The organism is Chryseobacterium sp., from assembly GCF_008014695.1.
Lineage (GTDB): Bacteria > Bacteroidota > Bacteroidia > Flavobacteriales > Weeksellaceae > Kaistella.
Window position 1 is genome coordinate 495,632 of record NZ_VOXE01000001.1, and the last position, 22,386, is coordinate 518,017.

A 22,386-nucleotide genomic window follows, 5' to 3' on the forward strand; every position below is an offset into this window, starting at 1 on the left:
TCCCAATTTTAAACTTAACATCAACCTTAATCTCAATTAATGGAAGAAAATATTTTAGACTGCGTCATTGTAGGTTCCGGGCCTTCCGGATTTACAGCAGCCATTTATGCCGCAAGAGCAGATTTGAAACCTGAATTATACACCGGTCTGGAACCGGGCGGACAACTCACGACCACAACGGAAGTCGATAATTTTCCGGGGTATGCGGACGGCGTTACGGGTCCGGAAATGATGATGGATCTGCAGAAACAGGCCGAAAGATTCGATACCAAAGTGCATTACGAACTGATTACAAAAGCCGAATTTGCTAAGGAAGTTGGTGGTGTGCACAAACTGTGGGCCGGAAACAAAGAAATCACGGCCAGATCGGTAATTATTTCTACCGGAGCAACCGCGAAATACCTGGGTTTGGATGATGAAAAAAAATATTCCGGAGGTGGCGTTTCCGCCTGTGCAACCTGCGACGGATTTTTCTACAAAGGAAAAGATGTGGTGGTGGTAGGAGCGGGAGACACGGCAGCTGAAGAAGCGACGTATCTGGCAAAACTTACAAACAAGGTAACGATGCTTGTGAGAAAAGATGCTTTCCGGGCTTCAAAAGCCATGATTCACCGTGTGGAAAGCACGCCGAATATCGAAGTGAAATTTAACCACGAACTGATCGGAATCGAGGGTGAAAATGCGTTGGTCGAAAGGGCAGTGGTCATCAACAACCTGACTCAGGAAACTTCTACAATCGATGTTCACGGAATTTTTATCGCCATCGGCCACAAACCGAATACCGATGTTTTTAAAGGGCAGGTTGATCTAGACGAAAACGGCTATATCAAAACCGTTCCGGGTTCTACCCGAACAAATTTGCCGGGCGTTTTCGCCGCAGGGGACGTTCAGGACCATATTTACCGTCAGGCGATTACCGCAGCAGGAAGCGGCTGTATGGCGGCAATGGATGCTGAGAAATATCTGGCGGAATTGGAGTAAACTCAAAGTAAAGAAACAGGTAAAAAGAATAGTAGCCAACTAAAAGGAAATAAGATGTAAATGGATCGAACTTGATTCTTTTTACTTTTTCCTTGGCTCTTACATGATGAAAACCCTCTTCTACATATTTATCGGTGGCGGCTTCGGGAGCGTTCTGCGTTTCCTCGTTTCCAACTATACCCAAAGGTTATGGAATATCAGTGCATTCCCTATGGGAACTTTTGTGGTGAATATGGTCGGGTGCTTTTTAATCGGCGTGTTCACGTCTTATTTTATTAAAATTGATAACCATCTGAAATTTCTGCTGATCACAGGTTTTTGCGGCGGATTCACGACTTTCTCAACGTTTTCTGCAGAAAACATCTCACTTTGGGAAAACGGGAATTATTTTATTTTGTCGCTTTATATTCTGCTAAGCGTAATTGTGGGTTTAGCAGCCGTTTATTTCGGATTGAATATGGCAAAAAATTAAATTTTCTCCTTTGAATCTGAGGTTTTTAATACATTTCATCAGAAATAATTTGGTCAATTTATAAAAGCGCTTTATATTTGCACCACTGAAAAACAGAAATGTTTTTTTGGAGAGCTGGCAGAGTGGTCGATTGCGGCAGTCTTGAAAACTGTTGACTGTAACAGGTCCTGGGGTTCGAATCCCTAGCTCTCCGCATAATAAAAAATAACCTACTGATTACAGTGGGTTATTTTTTTATCTTTTCTCGCGCGTGCTTTCTCATTTTACTGAGAATTATTCATTTTAAGTTCCTTGATTTCTTTCTTTAAACCCATCAGCATATCTCTTATAGCATTCATATCCAAGGGGCTTCCACCAAGTTCTTCGGTATTGATGCTGCATGCATATTCCCAGATTTCCAGAAGCTGCGACTTTTTAATTGTATAAGGTTCGTAGAAGTCATTATCTGGCGTAACGGTCATGGTGGCAGCTGACATTTCCTGAAATCTTTTATAAGTAATCCCTTCATTTCTGGTAATAAAGATATAGGTCTTGCCTTTTTTCAGATCATCAATGTTTTCCACATATTTGCCCACAACGTAAGTACCGTCATTGTAAGGAGGCATTGAATCCCCTTCAGTAGGAAATGCCCTGTATTTTCCGTTTCGCAAAAACGGCAAGGAAATGGACTGAAGACTTTCAATGTAGCCCGGATCTGAGTAACCGCTCAGGTACCCCATAGAAGCCTTCTGGGGAATGATTTCTATTTTATTTTCTCCTCTGGAATCTACCGTTATCGGCAATACAATTCGGTTATCTGCCAGCTTCAGCATTTGGTCTATCGGATACTTTTTAAGGTCCACGGTAAGAAGAAAATCGATACTGATTTTATAGAATTTCGAGATCATGATCAAGATGTCTATCGGTGGTTCATTCGATCCGTCTTCATACTTTACATATCTACCCCGGGTAATTTTTAAACTGTCGGCTACATTTTGTTGGGAAGTCTGTAATTGACCTCTCAGATACCGCATGTTTTCAGAGAATATTGACATTGTTCTAATTTATAACAACAAATATACAATTATTTGTTACAAAACATTATAATTTTGTCCGCATGGAAAGAGCAATTGTGCATATGGATTTGGATACTTTTTTTGTCTCCTGCGAAAGGCTTCACAACTCGAAACTGAACGGTTTGCCTGTAATTATTGGTGGCGGAGACCGTGGTGTTGTAGCTTCCTGCAGTTATGAAGCCCGGTATTTCGGAGTCAGATCCGCAATGCCCATTAAGATGGCTTTAAGGCTTTGCCCCGATGCAAAGGTGGTAAAAGGGGATATGGAATATTATTCGCAAATGTCTCATGAAGTTACTGAGGTCATTCAGGAAAAGGTTCCGCTGATGGAAAAAGCCAGCATTGATGAATTTTATCTCGACTTATCCGGAATGGATAAATTTTTCGGCTGTTATAAATGGACCGGCGAAATTGCCGATTCTGTACTGAAAAACACGGGACTTCCCATCAGTTTTGCGCTTTCTACGAATAAAACAGTTTCAAAAATCGGCTCCGGAGAAGCAAAACCGACTGGAAGATTAGAAATTACGGAGGATTTTGTAAGACCCTTCCTCAATCCTTTATCTATAAAGAAAATCCCGATGGTGGGAGAGGTCACTTTCCGGCTGCTTTCCCGGATTGGAATCCGTACGATTCAGACACTTTCCGAAATGCCTGTATTGATTCTTCAGCAAATGATCGGCAAAAACGGCACCGAACTTTGGAAAAAAGCAAACGGCATCGATCACAATCCAGTAGTGCCCTTTTCTGAAAGAAAATCCATTTCTACAGAACATACCTTCGTTAATGATACGATGGATATCCTGGAACTTAAAAGACTCATTTCGGGAATGGCCGAATCGCTGGCTTATCAGTTGAGAAAAGAAAAATGGCTGACTTCCACGGTAGTGCTGAAAATCAGGTATGCGAATTTCGATACCGAAACCAAACAGGTGAAAGTGGCCTATACTTCCATTGACCATACCCTTTCCAGAATTGCAGTTGACCTTTTTGAAAGACTCTATACGAGACGGATGCGGCTTCGGTTGGTGGGATTAAGGTTTACGGGTTTGGTTCACGGAACGTATCAGATGAATTTATTTGAAGATTCCGAAGAACTCATCAGCCTGTATCAGTCGATGGATCAAATTAAAAACAGATTCGGTAAAGATTCGGTGGGAAGAGCTTCCGGATTTCACTTGAACAGCAAAAATAATGTTAACTGATGTTTCTGAACTGTCATACTTATCACAGCTTACGGTACGGAACCCTTTCGATCCGCGATTTGGTTCAGCAGGCTTCTGATTTGGGGATTGAAGCGCTGGTTTTAACGGACATCAATACGGTTACCGGAATTTATGATTTTCTGAAAGCATGCGAAGGAACAGGAATAAAGCCCATTGCCGGCATGGAAATCAGAAAAGGGAATGACCTGCTATACATTACAATTGCGAAGAAATTCGAGGGAATGGGAGAAATCAACAGACTGCTCACCAACCACAATTGCTGCGGTGATGAGCTTCCTTTGCATTCGCCTAAATTGAAAGAAGTAATCGTGGTGTATCCCATGTCAAATGTTCCTGATGAGCTCGGTACTGATGAATATCTTGGCATAAGGCCCGAAGAACTCAATTATTTAATCCGCCCGGAATGGAAAAGATATTTAAACAGAATGGTGATTCTTCAGCCCGTCACCATCAGAACCAAAAAAGATTACAATCTTCACCGGATCTTGAGGGCTATTGATCACAACACTTTACTGTCAAAACTCCCGGAAGCGGAGGTTTGTAAAGCCTCTGAAAAACTGCTTTCTCCTCATGATCTTCTGGAAATGTATCAGCATCATCCGCAAATCATTGGGAATACACAGAAAATCATTGACAGTTGTGAGTTCACCTATGATTTCAAGACGCCAAAGAACAAAAAATTCTACACCGGAGACAAGGAAGAAGATATTCAACTCTTGACGAGCCTCGCCTACGAAGGCTTAAAGAAAAGATACGGGGAGAATAATGAAGAGGCCCGAAAAAGAGTGATGCGGGAGCTGAAGGTCATTGATGAAATGAATTTCAGCGGATATTTTCTTATTACCTGGGATCTTGTAAAATACAGCAACAGCATGGGTTTTATGCACGTCGGACGTGGGTCAGGAGCCAATTCCATTATCGCGTACTGCTTAGGCATTACCAATATCTGCCCGCTGGAACTCAATCTTTATTTTGAAAGGTTCCTGAATTCGACACGGAAAAGTCCGCCCGATTTTGATGTCGACTGGTCCTGGAGAGACCGTGACACCATTCTGAAGTATGTTTTTAACCGTTATGGAAAAGATTATGTTGCCTTTTGCGGCACCAATGTAGAATTCAAGTACAGGTCAATTTTCCGGGAAGTAGGGAAGGCTTTCGGTTTGCCAAAAGAAGAACTCGATGCGCTGGCAAAAAATCCAATGAGTATCCATGACGATAATTCTGTCGTAAAACTGGTTCAGAAATACGGAATGCTGCTCGAAAAATTCCCCAATCAGCGCAGCATGCACTCCTGCGGAATTTTGATTTCTGAAGAACCTATTACCAACTTCACCGCCCTCGAAATGCCGCCGAAAGGTTTCCCCATCGTACAGTTTGATATGCATGTGGCGGAAGACATCGGTTTCGAAAAATTTGATATTTTATCACAGAGAGGGCTCGGAACCATCCGCGATACGGTGGAACTCATCAAAAAAAACCGCGGGATTTCGATCAATATCGAAGATCTGAGCATTTCAAAGGATGAAGCAAGCGCAAATGAATATCTGAGCAGAGGAAAAACCATCGGCTGTTTTTACATCGAAAGCCCGGCCATGCGGGGACTTTTGCGCCGACTGAAATGTGATAATTATCCAACGCTGGTTGCCGCTTCCTCCATCATTCGGCCCGGTGTGGCACAAAGCGGGATGATGAAGGAATATATTTTCAGGCATAACCATCCGGATCAGTTTGAATATTTCCATCAGATTTTTGAAGAACATCTGGGCGATACCTACGGAATCATGGTCTATCAGGAAGATGTCATTAAAATCGCGCTCCATTTTGGAGGTTTAACCGCCGATGACGGAGATGTTCTCAGAAGGGCCATGTCCGGAAAAGGCCGGTCGCTTGAAGCGCTGCAGAAAGTGAAGAATGATTTCTTTGACTCCTGTGCACGGCTCGGCCATTCAGAAGCGCTTTCCAAAGAGGTGTACCGCCAGATTGAGTCTTTTGCAGGATATTCTTTTTGTAAAGCCCACTCTGCCTCTTACGCGGTTGAAAGTTACCAGAGTTTATATCTTAAAGTGTATTATCCTGTGGAGTTTATGGTTTCCGCGATCAATAACATGGGTGGTTTCTACCGGACTGAAGTGTATGTTCACGAATGCAGAATGGCGGGCGGAAAAATTCATAATCCGTGTGTAAACAAAAGTTTTTTCGAAACCACAGTGTATGGAGATATTGTTTTTCTGGGATTTATGCATCTGCAGAAACTCGAAATAAAAACAGCACACTTCATTACTGAAGAAAGGGAAAGAAACGGCGCCTATCGATCTCTGGAGGATTTCATCCGGAGAATTCCCATCGGAATTGAAACCCTGCAGATCCTGATCTTTATCGGAGCTTTCCGGTTTACGGGAAAACCCAAAAATGAGTTGTTGGTCGAAGCCAGGTTACTGCTCATTAATTTCAAACCGGAATACCGCGGGTTAAGTCTGCTGGAAGAACCGGTGCAGGAATACCGTTTGCCTGAACTGAAAAGAAGTGCGTTTGAAGACGCATTTGATGAAATCGAACTGCTCAGTTTTCCCGTCTCCTGCAGTCCGTTTGATCTGCTTCAGACGAAATACCGGGGAAGCGTGATGGGCAATGATCTTATAAAACATCATAAAAAAGAAGTGAAAATGCTGGCTTATCTGATTTCAAGAAAACACGTTCCCACCAAAAAAGGAACCATGTTTTTTGGAACGTGGATTGATGCGGAAGGCGAATATTTTGATACGGCGCATTTTCCCGATAATGTACAGAAGTTCCCGTTTCAGGGCGGCGGGGTTTATCTTTTGCTGGGAACTGTAGAGGTGGATTTTCATTTCCCGACTGTCACCATTTCCAAAATGGCGAAAATGCCCTTCATTCCCGATCCACGATATGCGTATGATAAAGAGAAAGCCTATGAAGTTCATAAAAACATCAGGGAGGATGTAAGCATGACGTGGAGAAAACCTTACCCGCAAGAACATGAAATCGGGCTGCCGAGGAATAAACTGCAGTCAGCAAAGAAACCGTAATTCCGGAGGTATTGGATTAACCGTTCAATTCAATCCACTTACGGTTTTTTCATTGTTCATTTTTTTATTTCTGAATTATTTCCCTATTTTTGACCAATGGAAAATTTCATCGTATCCGCACGCAAATACCGCCCGCAAGAGTTCGACACTGTGGTGGGGCAGTCGCACATTACCGATACTTTGGAACATGCCATTGAGAACAGTCAGCTGGCCCAGGCTTTGCTCTTCTGCGGCCCCCGCGGAGTCGGGAAAACTACTTGTGCGAGAATTTTAGCACGCAAGATCAACGAAAAGGACGGCTCCACAAGCGAAGACGGTTTTGCTTACAATATTTTTGAACTTGATGCGGCTTCCAACAACTCGGTCGACGATATCCGTGATCTGACGGATCAGGTGCGTTTTGCCCCGCAGATCGGGAAGTACAAGATTTATATCATTGATGAGGTGCACATGCTGTCCTCTTCCGCCTTCAACGCGTTTCTGAAAACCCTCGAAGAACCGCCTGCGCACGCCATTTTTATTCTGGCGACTACCGAAAAACACAAGATTATTCCCACGATTTTATCCAGATGTCAGATCTATGATTTCAAAAGGATTACAATTGAGGATATTCAGGAGCATTTAAGACAGATCGCGCATAAAGAAGACATCAAATATGAAGACGATGCGCTTTTTCTGATCGCGCAGAAAGCTGATGGAGCGCTTCGCGACGCCCTGTCCATTTTCGACAGGATCACGACTTTTTCCCAGAAAAACATCACGCTCTCCCAGACTGCCGAAGTGCTGAACATCCTGGATTATGACCAGTACCTGAACATGGCAGATCTTTTCAAGGAAAATAAAATCCCTGAGGTTTTATCAGCTTTCAACGAAATTGTGAAGAAAGGTTTCGATTCCCATGTTTTTATCGCAGGACTTGGCAATCATTTCCGCGATCTGATGATGGCCCGCAATGCCATGACCCTGAATTTAATTGAAGTAGGAGAGCAGACAAAAGTAAAATTTGCGGAGCAGAGCAAAAACTGGAGCGCACAGCAGCTCATTGATGCGATTGAAATCTGCAACCACGCCGACATCAATTATAAAAATTCCAAAAATCCGCGCCTCACGGTAGAGATTGCCTTAATGCAGCTCTCTTCTCTGACCGGCACCGATTCTAAAAAAAAAAGTTCCGAATCCTAGCGCCCTTTCTGCATGAAATTCTGCTCAAGCCCGCCCCTGAAATAACCAAAACTGAAACACCACCAGTCCCGGTAAAGACAGTTATTGAGGATAAACCGGAAGAAACCGTGCTCCCAAAAGCTTCCCAGCCATTGTCGCGTGCAAAAATCCCGTCAAAATTCAGCATCAATGCAGTGCTGAACAAAAGAGAGGAAGCCGTTGCAGAGGAGAAAACAGACAATTCTGAAGAACACCTGCCTAAAAACCATTTCACGGAGACCGATCTGCAGACCGAATGGCAGAAATTCCTGGAGAAAATAAAGGAAAAAGATATCGTGATGTTCAGCGCCATTAACGGCTTCCGGCTTTCAAAAAAAGATGAGGACACCATCCTGATCGCCTATCCCTCAGAGTCGGCAAAAAGCGAATTCACCAAGATACAGGCTGATTTTTTCAATCATTTCACACACAAGGTCAATCATTTCAGGATCAAAACCGATTTTGTCATCGATGTGGCACTCAAAAAAGAAATACTCACCAAACGTAAAATTTTCGATAAATTTGCTCAGATAAATCCGGTTCTCAAAGACCTGGATGACTTACTGAAGTTTGATTTTTCATAATACTGAAAGCGGAAGAACGAAGATGGAATTAAAAGATTTAAAAAGTACGTGGATCCACAGTTTTCCACAACCCCTAATCATCGCCGGCCCGTGCAGTGCTGAAAGCGAAGTGCAGATGCTGGAGACTGCCAGGAGAATGAAGGAATCGGGTGCAGACATTCCTGTTTTCCGTGCAGGAATCTGGAAACCGCGCACGAAACCGAACGGTTTTGAAGGAGTAGGGACAATTGGTTTGGGCTGGCTGAAAAAAGTGAAGAAACAGTACGGTTTTAAGACCGCTATCGAGGTCGCCAATCTGCATCATGTTACGGAAGCGCTGGAAGCCGATGTAGACATTTTGTGGATTGGTGCGCGCTCCACGGTGAATCCGTTTACCGTTCAGGAAATTGCAGAAGCTTTAAAAAACACCGATAAAATTGTGCTGGTTAAAAATCCGGTAAACCCCGATCTTGCCTTGTGGATAGGCGCACTGGAAAGGCTTTTGGCACAGAACATCACCAACCTTGGGGTCATTCACCGCGGATTTTCAACCTACCAGAAAACAAAATACCGCAATATTCCGAACTGGCAGATGGCGCTGGACTTTAAAAACCAGTTTCCCAATATTCCGATGATCATTGATCCCTCACATATCTGTGGAAACCGCACCGGATTGGCCGGCATCGCACAGGAAGCCCTGAATATGGGATATGAAGGAATTATGATCGAAACCCATCACGATCCGGATCAAGCGTGGAGCGACGCCTATCAGCAGATCACACCTGAAGTTTTGGCGGAACTCATCAGAAACCTGCAGATCCGAAATACGGATATCTCCGAATTTGACGGGGAAATGGGCCGTCATCGGACCCTGATTTCCGACTTGGATTTTCAGCTGATTGAACTGCTTTCGCAGAGAATGAAGATCTCCGAGAAAATAGGCGCTCTGAAAAAGAGCAACAACCTTGCGATTTTTCAGCCAGAACGCTGGAAAGTCATCACCGAATATGCCGCCCAGAAAGCAACGGAGACGAATATGTCTCCTGAGTTTATCGAAAAAGTTTTTAAAGCCATTCACGAAGAATCCATCGAAGTGCAGAATAACGTCATGATAAAAAAAGATTAATTTTGAAAGGACGCATCACCAAATCTACAGGTAGCTGGTACCAGGTTCTGGATTCAGATAACGGTACGTTTTATGAAGCCCGGATCCGCGGAAAATTTAAACTCATTAAAACACGCCTCACCAATCCGCTCGCAGTGGGTGATTTGGTTGAATTTTCCCTCGAGCAGGACGATGTTGCCTGGATTACAAAGATTGAACCGAGGAAAAATTACCTGATCCGGAAATCGGTAAACCTCTCCAAAGAAGCACATATCATTGCCTCTAACATCGATCTGGCGTGTTTTATTTATACGCTGAAACATCCCGAAACCTCCCTCGGTTTTCTAGACCGCTTTCTGGCCTGCTGCGAAGCGTACAACATCAAACCGCTGATTCTTTTCAATAAGATGGATGTCTTAAGCGAAGACGAAAAGGAAATTGTGGAAAATATTGAGGATCTTTATCACCACATCGGTTACGAAACACTGGAAATCTCTTCCTACTCCAAAATGAATCTCGATACGCTTCAGGAAATGGTAAAAGATAAGATTTCGGTTTTTTTCGGACATTCCGGAAGTGGCAAATCTACCTTAGTCAATGCTTTTCAGCCGGATCTGAATATTAAGACCGCAGAAATTTCCGGTACTCATCTGAAGGGAAAACACACCACTACTTTTGCGCAGATGCATTTCTGGCATTTCGGCGGCAGCGTTATTGATACGCCTGGTGTTCGCGAATTTGCCATGATTGATGTGACGAAAGAAGAAATTCAGCATTATTTCCCGGAGATTTTCCGGAAAAGAAAGGAATGCAAATTTCACAACTGTCTGCACCTGAATGAACCCAAATGTGCAGTATTAGCAGCTATTGAAACAGGAGAGATCGAAGAAACACGGTATTCCACTTATCTCAAACTCATGGAGGAAGCAGAGGAAAATGCTGAAAATTAAAAAACCCAGCCGAAGCTGGGTAAAAACTAATAACCATGAAAACTCAAATTAAACATGAGAATCATAACATTGGTTGCAACATCTGTGCCAAAACCAAATTGATGGAACTTTATTTTTTATGGACAGGTCAAAAACATTTTGTACTTTTGCGCCATCAAAAAAGATGAATATATGTCAGGTAAAATTACATTCACCATGATCAAACCGGATGCTGTTGCAGATGGTCACATTGGTGCTATTTTAGGAAAAATCTCCGAAGCAGGTTTTAAAATCAAAGCCATGAAATTGACTCAGCTCACCATTGCCGATGCTCAGAAATTTTATGAAGTTCACGCTGAAAGACCTTTTTACGGGGAATTGGTTGATTTCATGAGTTCAGGACCAATCGTTGCAGCGGTTCTGGAAAAAGACAATGCAATTGAAGAATTCAGAACGCTGATCGGGGCTACAAATCCTGCAGATGCTGCTGAAGGAACCATTCGGAAAATGTTTGCAAGAAGCATTGGTGAAAACGCTGTTCACGGATCTGATTCCGATGAAAACGCTTTAATTGAGGCAAATTTTCATTTTGCCGGAAGAGAAATTTTCTAATTTCCTGCCGAACAGATAAAAAGTCCCGGAAATTCCGGGACTTTTTTGCTTCACCAATTGTGTTCAAACATTTTATATTTTCAGCAGTTCGATCGTCCGCTCCGGACTCTCAGAAGAGAAAACAGCATTGCCCGCAACCAGGACATCAGCGCCGGCTTCGAAAAGTTTCGCGGCGTTGTCCAGATTTACACCGCCGTCAATCTGGATCAGTGCAGTGGAATTGTTGGAAACGATGAGATCTTTGGTTTCTGCGATTTTTTTGTAAGTATTTTCAATAAACTTCTGTCCGCCAAATCCGGGATTCACGCTCATCAGCAGCACAAGGTCCACATCGGCAATAATGTCTTCCAGCATGAGAACTGGCGTGGCAGGATTCAGGACAACGCCGGCTTTCGCGCCTTTGTCCTGGATCAGGTTAATGACACGGTGGAGGTGGGTGCAGGCTTCATAGTGCACCGAAATCAGGTCTGCACCCATACTGATGAATTCTTCCACATATTTTTCAGGTTCCACGATCATGAGGTGAACATCTACAAATTTTCTGGCATGCTGGTGAACGGTTTTCATCACCGGAAATCCGAAGGAGATATTCGGGACAAAGCGTCCGTCCATCACATCAATATGAAGCCAGTCGGCCTGTGAACGGTTGAGCATTTCGATATCCCTTTCCAGATTTCCGAAATCTGCGGAAAGTAGGGAGGGAGCGATAAGTTTTGTTTTCATTTTTACTCTTTTATACTTTTACTTTTTTCCCAGGATTTAATGGTATTTCAGATTCATATCCGGTTTAATTTTCAGCAGCGTTTCATAAATCAGCTGAATGACATTGGCCACGTCTTCTTTTGAAACCATTTCTACGGTAGTATGCATATACCTTAACGGAAGTGAAATCAATGCGGAAGGCACTCCGCCGTTGGAATGTGCGAAAACATCCGTATCGGTTCCTGTAGCACGGCTTGCTGCCGCTCTCTGGAAAGGGATCTTTTTTGCTTTTGCCGTCTCCACGATAAGTTCGCGGATGGTGTGATGCACACTCGGTGCAAAGAAAATGACCGGACCGTCACAACATTTCTGGTCGCCTTCTTTTTTCTTTTCGATCATTGGGGTGGTGGTGTCGTGCGTGACATCGGTAATGATGGCAATATTCGGCTTGATGGTATCAGCAATCATATCGGCACCATAAAGCCCGACTTCTTCCTGAACCGAATTGGTAATGTACAGGCCGAACGGAAGTTTCTTTTTATTTTCTTTTAAAAGTCTTGCGACTTCGGCAATCATAAAACCGCCGATGCGGTTGTCGAGCGCCCTGCAGACGAAATAACGGTCGTTGAGTTCAAAAAACGGGTCCGGATAAGTGATCATACATCCTACAAAAATTCCCAGTGCTTCCACTTCTTCTTTCGTGGTAGCGCCACAGTCGATAAATATATTTTCAAGTTTCGGAACGGGCTCATCGGAATTTACGCCTCTTGTATGAATCGCAGGCCACCCAAAAACGCCTTTTACAACGCCTTTCTCCCCGTGAATGTGCACGATCTTTGAGGGAGCGATCATCTGGTCGGACCCGCCATTTCTGATGACATAAATCAAACCTTCGGCGGTGATGTAGTTCACATACCAGGAAATCTCATCAGCATGTGCTTCAATGACCACTTTAAACTCAGCGTCGGGATTAATGATGCCGTAGCAGGTTCCGTAATGATCGAATTCTACCTGATCTACATAGTTTTTAACATAATTCATCCAGATTTTCTGGCCTGCATGTTCGTAACCTGTTGGCGAGGCGGTATTTAAATATTCTTCTAAAAATTTTATGGATTTTTTTTCTAATTTCATTATAAAAGGAATGATTTTTGACGTTTTTATCGGATTTTAACGAAGGTAAAAGTAATGAAATTTAACAAAGTATCCATAATATTCTTTCTGTTTTTAGGCTTCCTTTTTCACGCACAGGATACGATTTCGGTGAAATCGCTCAGTCAGTATCCCCCTGAATTGATCAAAACCGACGAATACGGAAACAAGTATTATTACGACGAAGCACAGAAAGCAAAAATATATGAAATAAACGGCGAAATGGTAGTGATAATGGACCAACTCGTCCTCCTCAACAAACCCCGATTCAACAACCAACTCGACCGGAACTATTATTATTTCCTCAACAAAAAACTTTACCGCGTTTATCCTCTTTTTGTAAAGGCTTTGGAGCAATATACAGCTATGCAGGTGCAATTGGCTAAACTGGACAGGAACTCGCAGAGGAATTTTACAAAAGAGCAGCAGAAAATCCTGGCTGACCAGTACGAAGCGCAACTACGGGATTTAACGACTACCGAAGGGCAGATTTTTGCAAAACTCATGAACCGGGCGACCGGAAAAACCGTTTTCGTCATCATCAAAGAACTGCGCGGCGGCTGGAGCGCTTTCTGGTGGAATGTGAAAGGGAATATTGCCAATGTAGATATAAAAATTCCTTATGATCCCCATGTAAACCGTACGGATGAATATCTGGAATCACTGCTGCAGAGCAACTGGAACGCAGGTTATCTGCAACCATACCCTGGCTATATGACTTTTAAAATTAAAAAATAAATGAACAAAATCCTTTCAAACACCATCATTCTCCTTTTTTTACTGACTTTCAATTTTGGATATTCGTGGGGAACAATAGGCCACCGCGTCGTTGCAGAAATCGCACAGAATCACCTCTCCGCCAAAGCAAAAAGAAATCTGAAAAAAATGATTGGGGATCAGAAACTGGCGTACTGGGCGAACTGGCCGGATAATATTAAATCTGATACTACAGGGGTTTGGAAGGCAACCGACAAATGGCATTATGTCAACATCAATCCACAGCCGAATTTCAAAATGTTTTCAGACAGCCTGCGTGCGCAGCAGGCTCCCAATCTTTATACCCAGATTAAAGCCCTGTCTGAGCAGATCAAAAACAAAAACACTCCAAAACAGGATCGGGAAGTTGCGCTGCGTTTTCTGATTCATCTGATGGGCGATGCCGCACAGCCGCTACATGTTGGGAAAGCAAAGGATTTGGGTGGAAACAGGATTAAACTGAAGTTTTTTGGGGACAATACCAATCTGCATTCGCTTTGGGATTCCAAACTGGTCGATTTCCAGAACTACAGTTTTACGGAATTTGCTCAGGTGTTGGATGTGAAATCTGAAGATGAAGTGAAAAGCATTCAGGCCGGAACGCTGGAAGAATGGCTTTACGACAGTCAGAAAATTGCCAATAAGATTTATTTCAATTCCGTTCCTGAAGCTTCATACGCCTACGATTACAATTATAAATTCGAACCGGTACTTGAGCGTCAGCTGTTGTATGGCGGTTTAAGACTGGCGAAAATTCTGAATGAGATTTTATAGAAAACGTTCTTTCAGTTTTTCAAAAGCAATCTGATCAATCGGCAAGGGAAAAGGATTTTCCTCCGAATCGATGGAAATCCATTCCGTTCTTTCGATGCACGGATCTAAAATAAGAAATTCATTTTCATCAATAATTTCGGCGGTAAAATAAACGGTCAGAAGCTGTTCATTTTCCCGGAATCTGGACACCTGAAAATTTTCCTGGGTATATAAATGATCCAGGATTTTTATTTTTACATTCAGTTCTTCCTCAAATTCGCGGTGCAGGCAGTCATGGATTCCTTCGCCAAATTCCAGACCACCACCCGGAAATTTCATCAGCGGTTCTCCGGCATATTCTTCAAAAAGGGTGAGGACTTTGCGGTCTTTTAAAACACAGGCATAGATCCGGACATTCAGTTTATCGATCATTGTAGTATGTTAATCATTGCTAAGATAAAAAAACCAAATTACTTTTTTACGGCGTTGATCATTTCTCTTTTCCCGGGAGGTCCGGGCTTTTTCTGCACGTCAAAATCGAGGGCTTCTAAAATCCTCCGGACACTTCCTTTCGAGGAATAGGTGGTCAATAAACCATGTTTCTTCATCTTTTCGGATACCATTTCGAAAAGAGGTTTTTCCCACAGATCGGGCTGAACCCGGGCTCCAAAGCAGTCGAAATACACCAGATCAATTGGCGGGAGCTGAAGGTTTTCAAGCTCGAAAAAATCACATTTTATTTTAGTAAGGTTAAAACCGGAAATAATTTCTACCGGAACCTCCCATTCCGCAGCGTGAATATGACGGTAAATATCCACCGTCTGAGTACTTCCAAATAGGCGCTCATAACCCAATTCTGATATTTCATAATCATTTATGGGATATTTCTCCAGTGAAAAGTAATTAATTTTATGATATTTATCAGTTTTTAAAAACTCATTAATAGTCACCAAAACATTCAGACCTGTTCCAAAACCGAGTTCTAAAATATTAATTTCACAATTTTTAATTAATATCAATCCATTATCAATAAAGACATGTAAAGCTTCCTGCAGGGCACCATGATGGGAGTGATAACTTTCATTTAAATCATTGATAAATAACGTTTTACTACCGTCATTCGTTATTTTAATTTCTCTTTTCACGCTATTTTTGTCCAAATTTAATCTAAAATTTTTATATTTAAAAAATTATATTAAATTTGTAGAACATCATAAAAATTTTTAAAAATGATAATTCAAAAATCAGAAAACCCCAGAATTTCCAGTTTCGATCCGAATAACTTTTCATTTGGAAATACCTTCATTGATCACATGGTCATCTGTGAATTTGAAGACGGGAAATGGGGAGAGGTAAAGTTGGTACCATACGGTCCGCTTCCGTTTTCGCCTGCGATGATGGGTGTGAACTATGGTCAGGCATGTTTTGAGGGAATGAAGGCTTATAAAGATAAAGACGGTGAAGTTTTTCTGTTCAGACCTGAAAAAAACTTTGAGCGAATTAACAAATCCGCAGCACGTCTTGCCATACCGGAAATTACAAGGGAAATGTTTATCGACGGCCTGAAAGCTTTGGTGAACCTGGACAGAGCCTGGATTCCGCAAGGGGAAGGCATGTCTTTATATATCCGTCCGCTTATTTTTGCCACGGAAGAAGCGCTTAAAGCAAAGATTTCGAGCAAATATATGTTTGCCATCGTGGCTACTCCGGCGAAAAGTTATTATACAGAGCCGGTTTCTGTTAAGATTTCTGATTTTTACTCACGAGCGGCGAGCGGCGGAGTGGGATCTGCCAAAGCAGCCGGAAACTATGCTGCTTCTTTTTACCCTACGCAGCTGGCAAACGAAGAGGGTTACGAACAGATTATCTGGACCGATGATGCCACTCACGAATATTTCGAGGAAAGCGGAACGATGAATGTTTTTGTAAGAATCAACGATACGATCTATACGCCTCCGACTTCAGAAAAAATCCTCGACGGGATTACCAGAGACAGTTTTATTCAGCTTGCCAAAAAACGCGGTATTGAATTAAAAGTGGAGCCGGTTTCAGTAAAACAAGTTGTGGAAGCCCATAAAGACGGAAGTCTGAAAGAAGTTTGGGGAGTAGGTACAGCCGTTGTAACGAGTGTTTTTAAAGCACTGGGTTACAAAGGAGAGAAGCTGCAGCTTCCGCTTTTATCACTTGAAGAAAGTTTTGCACTTTCACTTCAGAAAGATCTGGTTGATATCCAGACCAACAATGCAGAAGACACTTTCGGTTGGAGAGTTTTGGTTAAAAATGAAATCCTGGAAACAGTTTAAAACCATTTAAAATATTGAAAGCCGGATTGTTTTCCGGCTTTTTTTGCTTTTATATGTTAGGTTAAATCCGTATTTTCGCCACAGTTTTAAAGAAAATTTTAACCTATGAATTTTAAAAAGAATATAATTTTAGCTCTTGCAAGTATTTCGCTGCTGAGCTGTACCCCAATTTATAAAAAAATGAATGTAAACAAAGAAACTTATGAAGGTCTGAACGACGGCCTTTATGCAAATCTTCAGACTTCAAAAGGAAATCTGATTGTTAAATTTGAAGATAAGAAATCACCGGTAACCGTTGCCAATTTCATTGGTCTTGCTGAGGGAAAGATTGAGAACAAAGCCAAAGCGAAAGGAGTCCCTTTCTACGACGGAACAATCTTCCATAGAGTCATTAAGGATTTCATGATTCAGGGAGGCGATCCTAAAGGAACAGGAATGGGTGATCCGGGTTATAAATTCGATGACGAAAAGAATGACCTGCAGCACACCGGCAAAGGAATTCTGTCAATGGCTAACTCCGGACCGAATTCAAACGGTTCCCAGTTTTTCATTACGGAAATTGCCACTCCTTGGTTAGACGGCAAACACACCATCTTCGGGAAAGTTGTGAAAGGTGATGACGTAATTGATGCGATTGCCAATGTTGAAAAAGGCTCTCAGGACAAACCGAAGACCGATATTGTTCTGGAAAAAGTGCTGATCTTCAGTAAAGGCGACGAGTACAAAGGTTATGATGCTGCAAAAATCTTCACCGAAGGTAAAGGTAAAATTGCTGCCAACAACAAAGCCCAGGCTGAAAAAGCAGAAGCAGAAGCTGCTAAAAAACTCGAGGACCTTAAAGCCGGAATGCAGACCACCGCTTCAGGGCTCATGTATAAAATCACCAAAAAAGGTTCAGGAAAAAAAGCAGAGAAAGGAAATATTGTTTCCGTTCATTACGTCGGAAAACTGACGAACGGAACTGAGTTCGACAATTCCTTCAAAAGAGGGGAACCGCTTGAATTTCCTGTAGGAACCGGCCAGGTGATCAAAGGATGGGACGAAGGAATCCTTCTTCTGAACGAAGGTGACCAGGCAACATTCCTGATTCCTTCTGACTTAGGTTACGGAGCAAGAGGTGCAGGTGGAGTGATTCCGCCAAATGCATGGCTGATCTTCGAAGTGGAACTTGTTAAAGTGAAATAAGAAATTTCAACGATAAAAAAAACGCATCTTTTAGGAGATGCGTTTTTTTGTATACGGGAACTAAGAGACGAGAGCCAAGTAAGAAGCGAAAGGCAGCAGGGAAAAGCAAAAGGATCAGGTAAAAAGAGCGTAAAGCTTAATGCTTACAGCCTGCAGCCTACAGCCAAGAACCAAGAGTCAGGGCAAAAGTAAAAAGTAAAAAGCGAATGGCAGTAGGCAATAAGCAGTAGGCAACAGGGAAAAGCAAAAAGGATCAGGTAAAAAGAACGCAAAGATTAATGCTTACCGCATACGGCTTACAGCCAGAATTGCTACCAGTTTTTATCAATCATATAAATGATCTGCGCCATGGTTACGGCACCCAAAAGCAGTTCACGGCGGTTCACCTTTTCGAAAGTGTCTTCTTCTGTATGGTGGATGTCAAAATAGCGCTGAGAATCCGGAACCAGTTCTGCAGTCGGGACATTCATTTTTGCATGCATCGGCTCTACATCGGTCCCTGAATACTGCAGGGAGAAATTGTGCACGCCGTATGGCTCAAAAAGCGGTGCCCAGGATCTGATCATTGCTCTTTTGCTTTCTTCCATCTCCAGGGCAATTCCGCGCGGGGTAAATCCTCCGCCATCACTTTCGATGGCAAAAAGATGTTTTTCATTGATGTCCTCAGCAACCTTGGCATAGGTGTTTCCGCCGCGGACGCCATTTTCTTCATTGGCAAAACATACGACCCGAATGGTATGGTTGTTCGCAATTCCAAGATTTTTGAATGTCCTAAGCACTTCGATCGACTGTACGATTCCTGCACCGTCATCAGAAGCACCTTCCCCCACGTCCCAGGAATCCAAATGTCCGCCCACGACTATAACACTTTTATCTTTTTTACCGGTAAGTTCCCCGAACACCGAAAAGCTGTCTTTCTCGCCTTTCATGGTGCAGTTGGAATTTAGTTTTACTGTGATTTTATGGTTTTTCACCAGGTTCTCAATCTCATCAGCGGTCTTTGCCCCAATGGCAGCGGCCGGAATTTTTTTGAGTGGATTATCATATCGCATCAAACCCGTATGTGGAACATCATCGAAAGCAGAAGTCAGGGACCGGATTATGGCGGCCTTTCCTCCTTTCTCTGCCACCCAGGATGCAGCGGAGCGCCTGTAAACGCCTGCGTCGCCATAAGCCTGGCCGGTTGAAATGAATTTCTGATTGAAGGCATAATTAAACAGTACAATCTTGTCCTTTACCTGTGCCGGGGTCAGCTGGTCGAATTCCGCTTTGCTTTTCACGACGATGATTTCCCCCACCAGATCCTTTCCACCGGTTCCTTCGGAATTGCCAAGAGACAGGAAACGTATTTTACGCCATTTTCCGTTATCGGTTTTTACCTGGAGCGTTTCTTCGCCTCTGACCCAAACCGGAACTTTCACTTTCTGAAGCCAGATTTTATCAGCACCTGCTTCCAGAAGTTTTTTCTGCGCCCAGATCACCGATTTTTCATAGGCTTCTGAGCCGCTTAAGCGGTGTCCGATATTTTTGGTCAGATCCCGCAGGTCTTCATATGCCTTACCATGGGTCAGCATTTCATCAGCTATCCTGCTGAACAGCAGGGAGTCGGCTTTTGTCTGTCCAAAAAAGGGAAGGGTAATCAGTAATGCTGCGACTGCAGTGATTTTTCTCATTTTTTACCAGTTTTTATCAATCATATAAACAATTTGGGCTATCGTCACGGCACCGAGCATGAGTTCGCGGCGGTTTACTTTTTCAAAAGTATCTTCGCTTGTATGGTGGATGTCGAAATACCGCTGCATATCCGGAACGAGTTCGGCCAGGGGAACATCAAGTTTCTTGAGGGGAAGAATGTCCTGTCCCGCATAGGTCTGGTCAAAATCATAAACACCGTACGGAAGGAAATAGTCTTTCCAGGCGAAAACCAGCCTTCTTCGCTGCGGAATCATGTCGAGAGATATTCCGCGCGGGGAGAATCCGCCTGCATCGCTTTCGATGGCGAAAATATGTTTTTCCCCTTTCTTTTTTGCCTGCGCTGCGTAGGTTTCGCCGCCCTGTACGCCGTTTTCTTCATTGGCATATAGCACAACGCGGATCGTATGGTTATTTTCGATATTGAGTTTCCTGAAAGCCCGCAGCACCTCCAGACACTGCACCACACCGGCCCCGTTGTCGTGCGCGCCTTCGCTGATGTCCCAGGAGTCGAGATGGGCTCCGATCACGATGACACTTTTATCCTTATTGCCGGGAATCTCGCCAAAAACATTATGATTGATCATTTCGCCTTTGGTGCCTGAAGTGGTATTGATTTTGGCAAAAACTTTCTGTTTGCCTAAACTTTTCTCCAGTTCATCGGCAGCTTTGGCGCTTATGGAAATGGCCGGAACCCTGTTTTTATCGTCCTGATCATAATACATGCTTCCGGTATGGGGAACATCGTCAAAGGCGGATGTAAGGGATCTTGTGATCACGGCTTTCGCGCCTCGCTTTCCAACCAGAGACGGGGTAGACCAGCGGTATTTTCCGGCCAGCATGTACGCATCAGCAGTATTCACAATGCTCTGGTCGAACGGATAATTGAAGAATACAATCTTTCCTTTTACATCTTTCGACATTAGGGTATTAAATTCCTGAATGCTTTTTACAAGCAGAATTTCGCCTTCCAGGTCTTTGCCACCGGTGCCTTCTGAACTGCCCAAAGAAAGCATTTTAAGGCTCTGCCATTTTCCGCCTGACGTTTTGATCTGTAAAGATTCGCGTCCGCGTTCCCAGACCGGAACCACCACTTCCTGTTTCCAGATGTTCTCGGCGCCGGCTTCCTTCAGTTTCTTTTCAGCCCAGACCACAGCTTTCTCATAACCCGTAGTAGCACTAAAGCGCGGGCCTACCTGCTTGGTAAGTTCTCTTAGATTTTCATAGGAATTGCTGTTGAGCAAAATCTCATCAGAAATTTTCTTGAATTCTACAGGATAAGAGATCTTTTGAACCGGTTTTCTCTGGGAAAAGAAAAATCCACCCAAAAAGAGTGGAAGTAAGGTGAGCAGTTTCTTCATTAAACTTTAGTTTGGTAATGCTAAATGTATAAAAAAATTTTATAAAAATGCTATTTCATGTCGTACATAACGAGTGCGGTGATGAGTTTTGGTTCGATATAGGTACATTTCGGAGGCATGATGAGCTTCAGGTCCGAAATCTTGATCATGTCGTTAAAACTGACCGGATAAATGCCGAAACCGACTTTAAAATCGCCCGTGTCAACAGTATCTTTCATTTTAATGATTCCGTCCATATTTGAACTTCCCTTTACATAGCTTATTTTATCGGAACTGTCGGTATTTTCAATTTGCAGGATGTCCTGAAGGATGTATTTTTCGAGGAGATGATGGTCCAGATTATCCAAAGACATTTCCGGCGACCGAAGATGGTGTTTCACATGCAGCGAATAAAATTTACCATCCAGATACATAGAAATGTGAAATTTTTGAGACGAATAATAGAGGGTAGCTCCCTTTTCGTGAATGTTGAATGATTTTTCGAGTTTTTGAAGAAACTGTTCGGTGGTTAAACCGTTCAGGTCTTTCACGACCCTGTTGTAATCATGTATTTTTATGGACTGATTTGAAACAATGAAACTGAAAACAAAATTATACGGTTCTGTTCCCGTATGTTTTTTGTTCCTTTCCTTATGCATTCTGGAATTCAGGGCTGTGGAGCCGATGCGGTGATGGCCGTCGGCAATATAGAATGAATCTACCTGATCCAGCACTTCCTTGAACTGCTGCATCTTGAGACGGTTATCGATCTTCCAGAGCTTGTGCTTGATGCCTTTGCTGTCGTGATAACTGAGGAGAGGAACATTTTTTTCTTCATGGTTCATCAACAGTTCCACTTTTGAATTGGCCGGATATGTCAGCAAAACAGGCTCTGCCTGAAGGTTTACCTTATCCAGATAATGGGCGAGTTTCTGTTTTTTCTGAGGAATGGTGCTTTCATGCCTTTTAATCTTTCCGCTCCAGAAATCCTCTACCGAAACCAGTCCCAACAGTCCGCGGAATACCGTTTTGTCAGGTTTTATCTGCTCATAAAGGTAGTAGGATGAGGAATCCTGAACGAGCTTCTTATCTTCCAGAAGTTCTTCGAAATTGCTTCTTACCTTTCTCAGATTCCGGTCGATATCCTTTGATTTGCTCACCACATAAGGCTTGATCATCTGCACATAAGACGAATCCTCCTGTGCTTTTTTGGCAATTTCTTCCTGCGTGAAATTGTCTAAAGGATGGGTAGGGAAGACCTCAACGAAATCCTCGTTGGGTCTGATCCCGCGAAAAGGTTTAAAAATAGGCAT

21 protein-coding genes and 1 tRNA gene are annotated in these 22,386 nt (G+C 43.0%); 14 read left to right on the forward strand and 8 right to left on the reverse strand.

Going from position 1 to position 22,386, the window contains the following annotated elements; translation table 11 throughout:
- Nucleotides 1–39: 39 nt before the first annotated feature.
- From trxB to FUA25_RS02390, 3 genes are all read left to right on the forward strand, one after another.
- Nucleotides 40–981: a thioredoxin-disulfide reductase gene (trxB, locus tag FUA25_RS02380; protein WP_147755296.1), complete on the forward strand. Its 942-nt coding sequence runs from the start codon at nucleotides 40–42 to the stop codon at nucleotides 979–981.
- A gap of 103 nt (nucleotides 982–1,084) precedes the next feature.
- Entirely contained in the window at nucleotides 1,085–1,453 is a 369-nt protein-coding gene (gene crcB, locus FUA25_RS02385) for a fluoride efflux transporter CrcB (protein ID WP_317130254.1), read from the forward strand.
- A 108-nt stretch (nucleotides 1,454–1,561) separates the two neighbouring features.
- Nucleotides 1,562–1,646: transfer RNA gene (locus FUA25_RS02390), tRNA-Ser, on the forward strand.
- 70 nt (nucleotides 1,647–1,716) lie between these two features.
- On the opposite strand, the gene FUA25_RS02395 is transcribed toward FUA25_RS02390, so the two are convergent.
- On the reverse strand, nucleotides 1,717–2,487 hold the full coding sequence (locus FUA25_RS02395) for an XRE family transcriptional regulator (protein ID WP_147755297.1): 771 nt from the start codon (nucleotides 2,485–2,487) through the stop codon (nucleotides 1,717–1,719).
- A 62-nt stretch (nucleotides 2,488–2,549) separates the two neighbouring features.
- Between FUA25_RS02395 and dinB the strand changes: the two genes are divergently transcribed.
- The 7 genes from dinB to FUA25_RS02430 all read left to right on the forward strand — a co-directional run bounded on the left by dinB (nucleotide 2,550) and on the right by FUA25_RS02430 (nucleotide 11,190).
- Nucleotides 2,550–3,713, forward strand: a complete 1,164-nt coding sequence (gene dinB / locus FUA25_RS02400; protein WP_147755298.1) for a DNA polymerase IV — start codon at nucleotides 2,550–2,552, stop codon at nucleotides 3,711–3,713.
- Nucleotides 3,713–6,781, forward strand: coding sequence for a DNA polymerase III subunit alpha (locus FUA25_RS02405; RefSeq protein WP_147755299.1), 3,069 nt, complete (start codon nucleotides 3,713–3,715; stop codon nucleotides 6,779–6,781). The genes dinB and FUA25_RS02405 overlap by 1 nt, the downstream gene beginning before the upstream one ends.
- A gap of 96 nt (nucleotides 6,782–6,877) precedes the next feature.
- Complete coding sequence (gene dnaX, locus FUA25_RS02410; RefSeq protein ID WP_147755300.1) at nucleotides 6,878–7,963, forward strand: DNA polymerase III subunit gamma/tau; 1,086 nt, start codon at nucleotides 6,878–6,880, stop codon at nucleotides 7,961–7,963.
- 107 nt (nucleotides 7,964–8,070) lie between these two features.
- Nucleotides 8,071–8,565, forward strand: coding sequence for a hypothetical protein (locus tag FUA25_RS13310; RefSeq protein ID WP_228411623.1), 495 nt, complete (start codon nucleotides 8,071–8,073; stop codon nucleotides 8,563–8,565).
- A 22-nt stretch (nucleotides 8,566–8,587) separates the two neighbouring features.
- Nucleotides 8,588–9,670 carry a chorismate mutase gene (locus FUA25_RS02420; protein ID WP_147755301.1) on the forward strand — a complete coding sequence of 361 codons (1,083 nt, stop codon included), beginning with the start codon at nucleotides 8,588–8,590 and terminating at the stop codon, nucleotides 9,668–9,670.
- A 2-nt stretch (nucleotides 9,671–9,672) separates the two neighbouring features.
- The gene (gene rsgA, locus FUA25_RS02425; protein ID WP_147755302.1) at nucleotides 9,673–10,599 is read left to right on the forward strand and encodes a ribosome small subunit-dependent GTPase A; all 927 of its coding nucleotides are present in this window, start codon (nucleotides 9,673–9,675) and stop codon (nucleotides 10,597–10,599) included.
- 171 nt (nucleotides 10,600–10,770) lie between these two features.
- Nucleotides 10,771–11,190, forward strand: coding sequence for a nucleoside-diphosphate kinase (locus tag FUA25_RS02430; protein ID WP_147755303.1), 420 nt, complete (start codon nucleotides 10,771–10,773; stop codon nucleotides 11,188–11,190).
- 72 nt (nucleotides 11,191–11,262) lie between these two features.
- Here the strand turns inward: FUA25_RS02430 and rpe are convergent, their stop codons facing one another.
- Together rpe and FUA25_RS02440 are read right to left on the reverse strand one after the other, a co-directional pair.
- On the reverse strand, nucleotides 11,263–11,913 hold the full coding sequence (rpe, locus tag FUA25_RS02435) for a ribulose-phosphate 3-epimerase (RefSeq protein ID WP_147755304.1): 651 nt from the start codon (nucleotides 11,911–11,913) through the stop codon (nucleotides 11,263–11,265).
- Nucleotides 11,914–11,949: 36 nt separating this feature from the next.
- On the reverse strand, nucleotides 11,950–13,026 hold the full coding sequence (locus tag FUA25_RS02440; protein ID WP_147755305.1) for a M42 family metallopeptidase: 1,077 nt from the start codon (nucleotides 13,024–13,026) through the stop codon (nucleotides 11,950–11,952).
- A gap of 54 nt (nucleotides 13,027–13,080) precedes the next feature.
- On the opposite strand from FUA25_RS02440, the gene FUA25_RS02445 reads away from it, so the two are divergent.
- Nucleotides 13,081–13,782 carry a DUF4294 domain-containing protein gene (locus tag FUA25_RS02445; RefSeq protein ID WP_147755306.1) on the forward strand — a complete coding sequence of 234 codons (702 nt, stop codon included), beginning with the start codon at nucleotides 13,081–13,083 and terminating at the stop codon, nucleotides 13,780–13,782.
- Nucleotides 13,783–14,574, forward strand: a complete 792-nt coding sequence (locus FUA25_RS02450) for a S1/P1 nuclease (protein ID WP_147755307.1) — start codon at nucleotides 13,783–13,785, stop codon at nucleotides 14,572–14,574. It begins immediately after the preceding gene.
- On the opposite strand, the gene FUA25_RS02455 is transcribed toward FUA25_RS02450, so the two are convergent.
- Together FUA25_RS02455 and mnmD are read right to left on the reverse strand one after the other, a co-directional pair.
- The gene (locus FUA25_RS02455) at nucleotides 14,569–14,985 is read right to left on the reverse strand and encodes an NUDIX hydrolase (protein WP_147755308.1); all 417 of its coding nucleotides are present in this window, start codon (nucleotides 14,983–14,985) and stop codon (nucleotides 14,569–14,571) included. The two genes, FUA25_RS02450 and FUA25_RS02455, sit on opposite strands and share 6 nt — an antisense overlap.
- Before the next feature lie 38 nt (nucleotides 14,986–15,023).
- Nucleotides 15,024–15,698 (reverse strand): tRNA (5-methylaminomethyl-2-thiouridine)(34)-methyltransferase MnmD, encoded by a 675-nt coding sequence (gene mnmD / locus FUA25_RS02460; protein ID WP_147755309.1) that lies wholly within the window; start codon nucleotides 15,696–15,698, stop codon nucleotides 15,024–15,026.
- 84 nt (nucleotides 15,699–15,782) lie between these two features.
- Between mnmD and FUA25_RS02465 the strand changes: the two genes are divergently transcribed.
- Together FUA25_RS02465 and FUA25_RS02470 are read left to right on the forward strand one after the other, a co-directional pair.
- A complete protein-coding gene (locus FUA25_RS02465; RefSeq protein WP_147755310.1) occupies nucleotides 15,783–16,856 on the forward strand; it encodes a branched-chain amino acid aminotransferase in 1,074 nt (357 codons plus the stop codon).
- A 180-nt stretch (nucleotides 16,857–17,036) separates the two neighbouring features.
- The gene (locus FUA25_RS02470) at nucleotides 17,037–18,041 is read left to right on the forward strand and encodes a peptidylprolyl isomerase (RefSeq protein ID WP_147755678.1); all 1,005 of its coding nucleotides are present in this window, start codon (nucleotides 17,037–17,039) and stop codon (nucleotides 18,039–18,041) included.
- Nucleotides 18,042–18,352: 311 nt separating this feature from the next.
- On the opposite strand, the gene FUA25_RS02475 is transcribed toward FUA25_RS02470, so the two are convergent.
- The 3 genes from FUA25_RS02475 to FUA25_RS02485 are packed head-to-tail and all read right to left on the reverse strand — an operon-like array spanning nucleotide 18,353 to nucleotide 22,386.
- Nucleotides 18,353–19,714: a M20/M25/M40 family metallo-hydrolase gene (locus FUA25_RS02475; RefSeq protein WP_147755311.1), complete on the reverse strand. Its 1,362-nt coding sequence runs from the start codon at nucleotides 19,712–19,714 to the stop codon at nucleotides 18,353–18,355.
- Nucleotides 19,715–19,717: 3 nt separating this feature from the next.
- Entirely contained in the window at nucleotides 19,718–21,094 is a 1,377-nt protein-coding gene (locus FUA25_RS02480) for a M20/M25/M40 family metallo-hydrolase (RefSeq protein ID WP_147755312.1), read from the reverse strand.
- A 50-nt stretch (nucleotides 21,095–21,144) separates the two neighbouring features.
- A complete protein-coding gene (locus FUA25_RS02485; protein WP_147755313.1) occupies nucleotides 21,145–22,386 on the reverse strand; it encodes a DUF1015 domain-containing protein in 1,242 nt (413 codons plus the stop codon).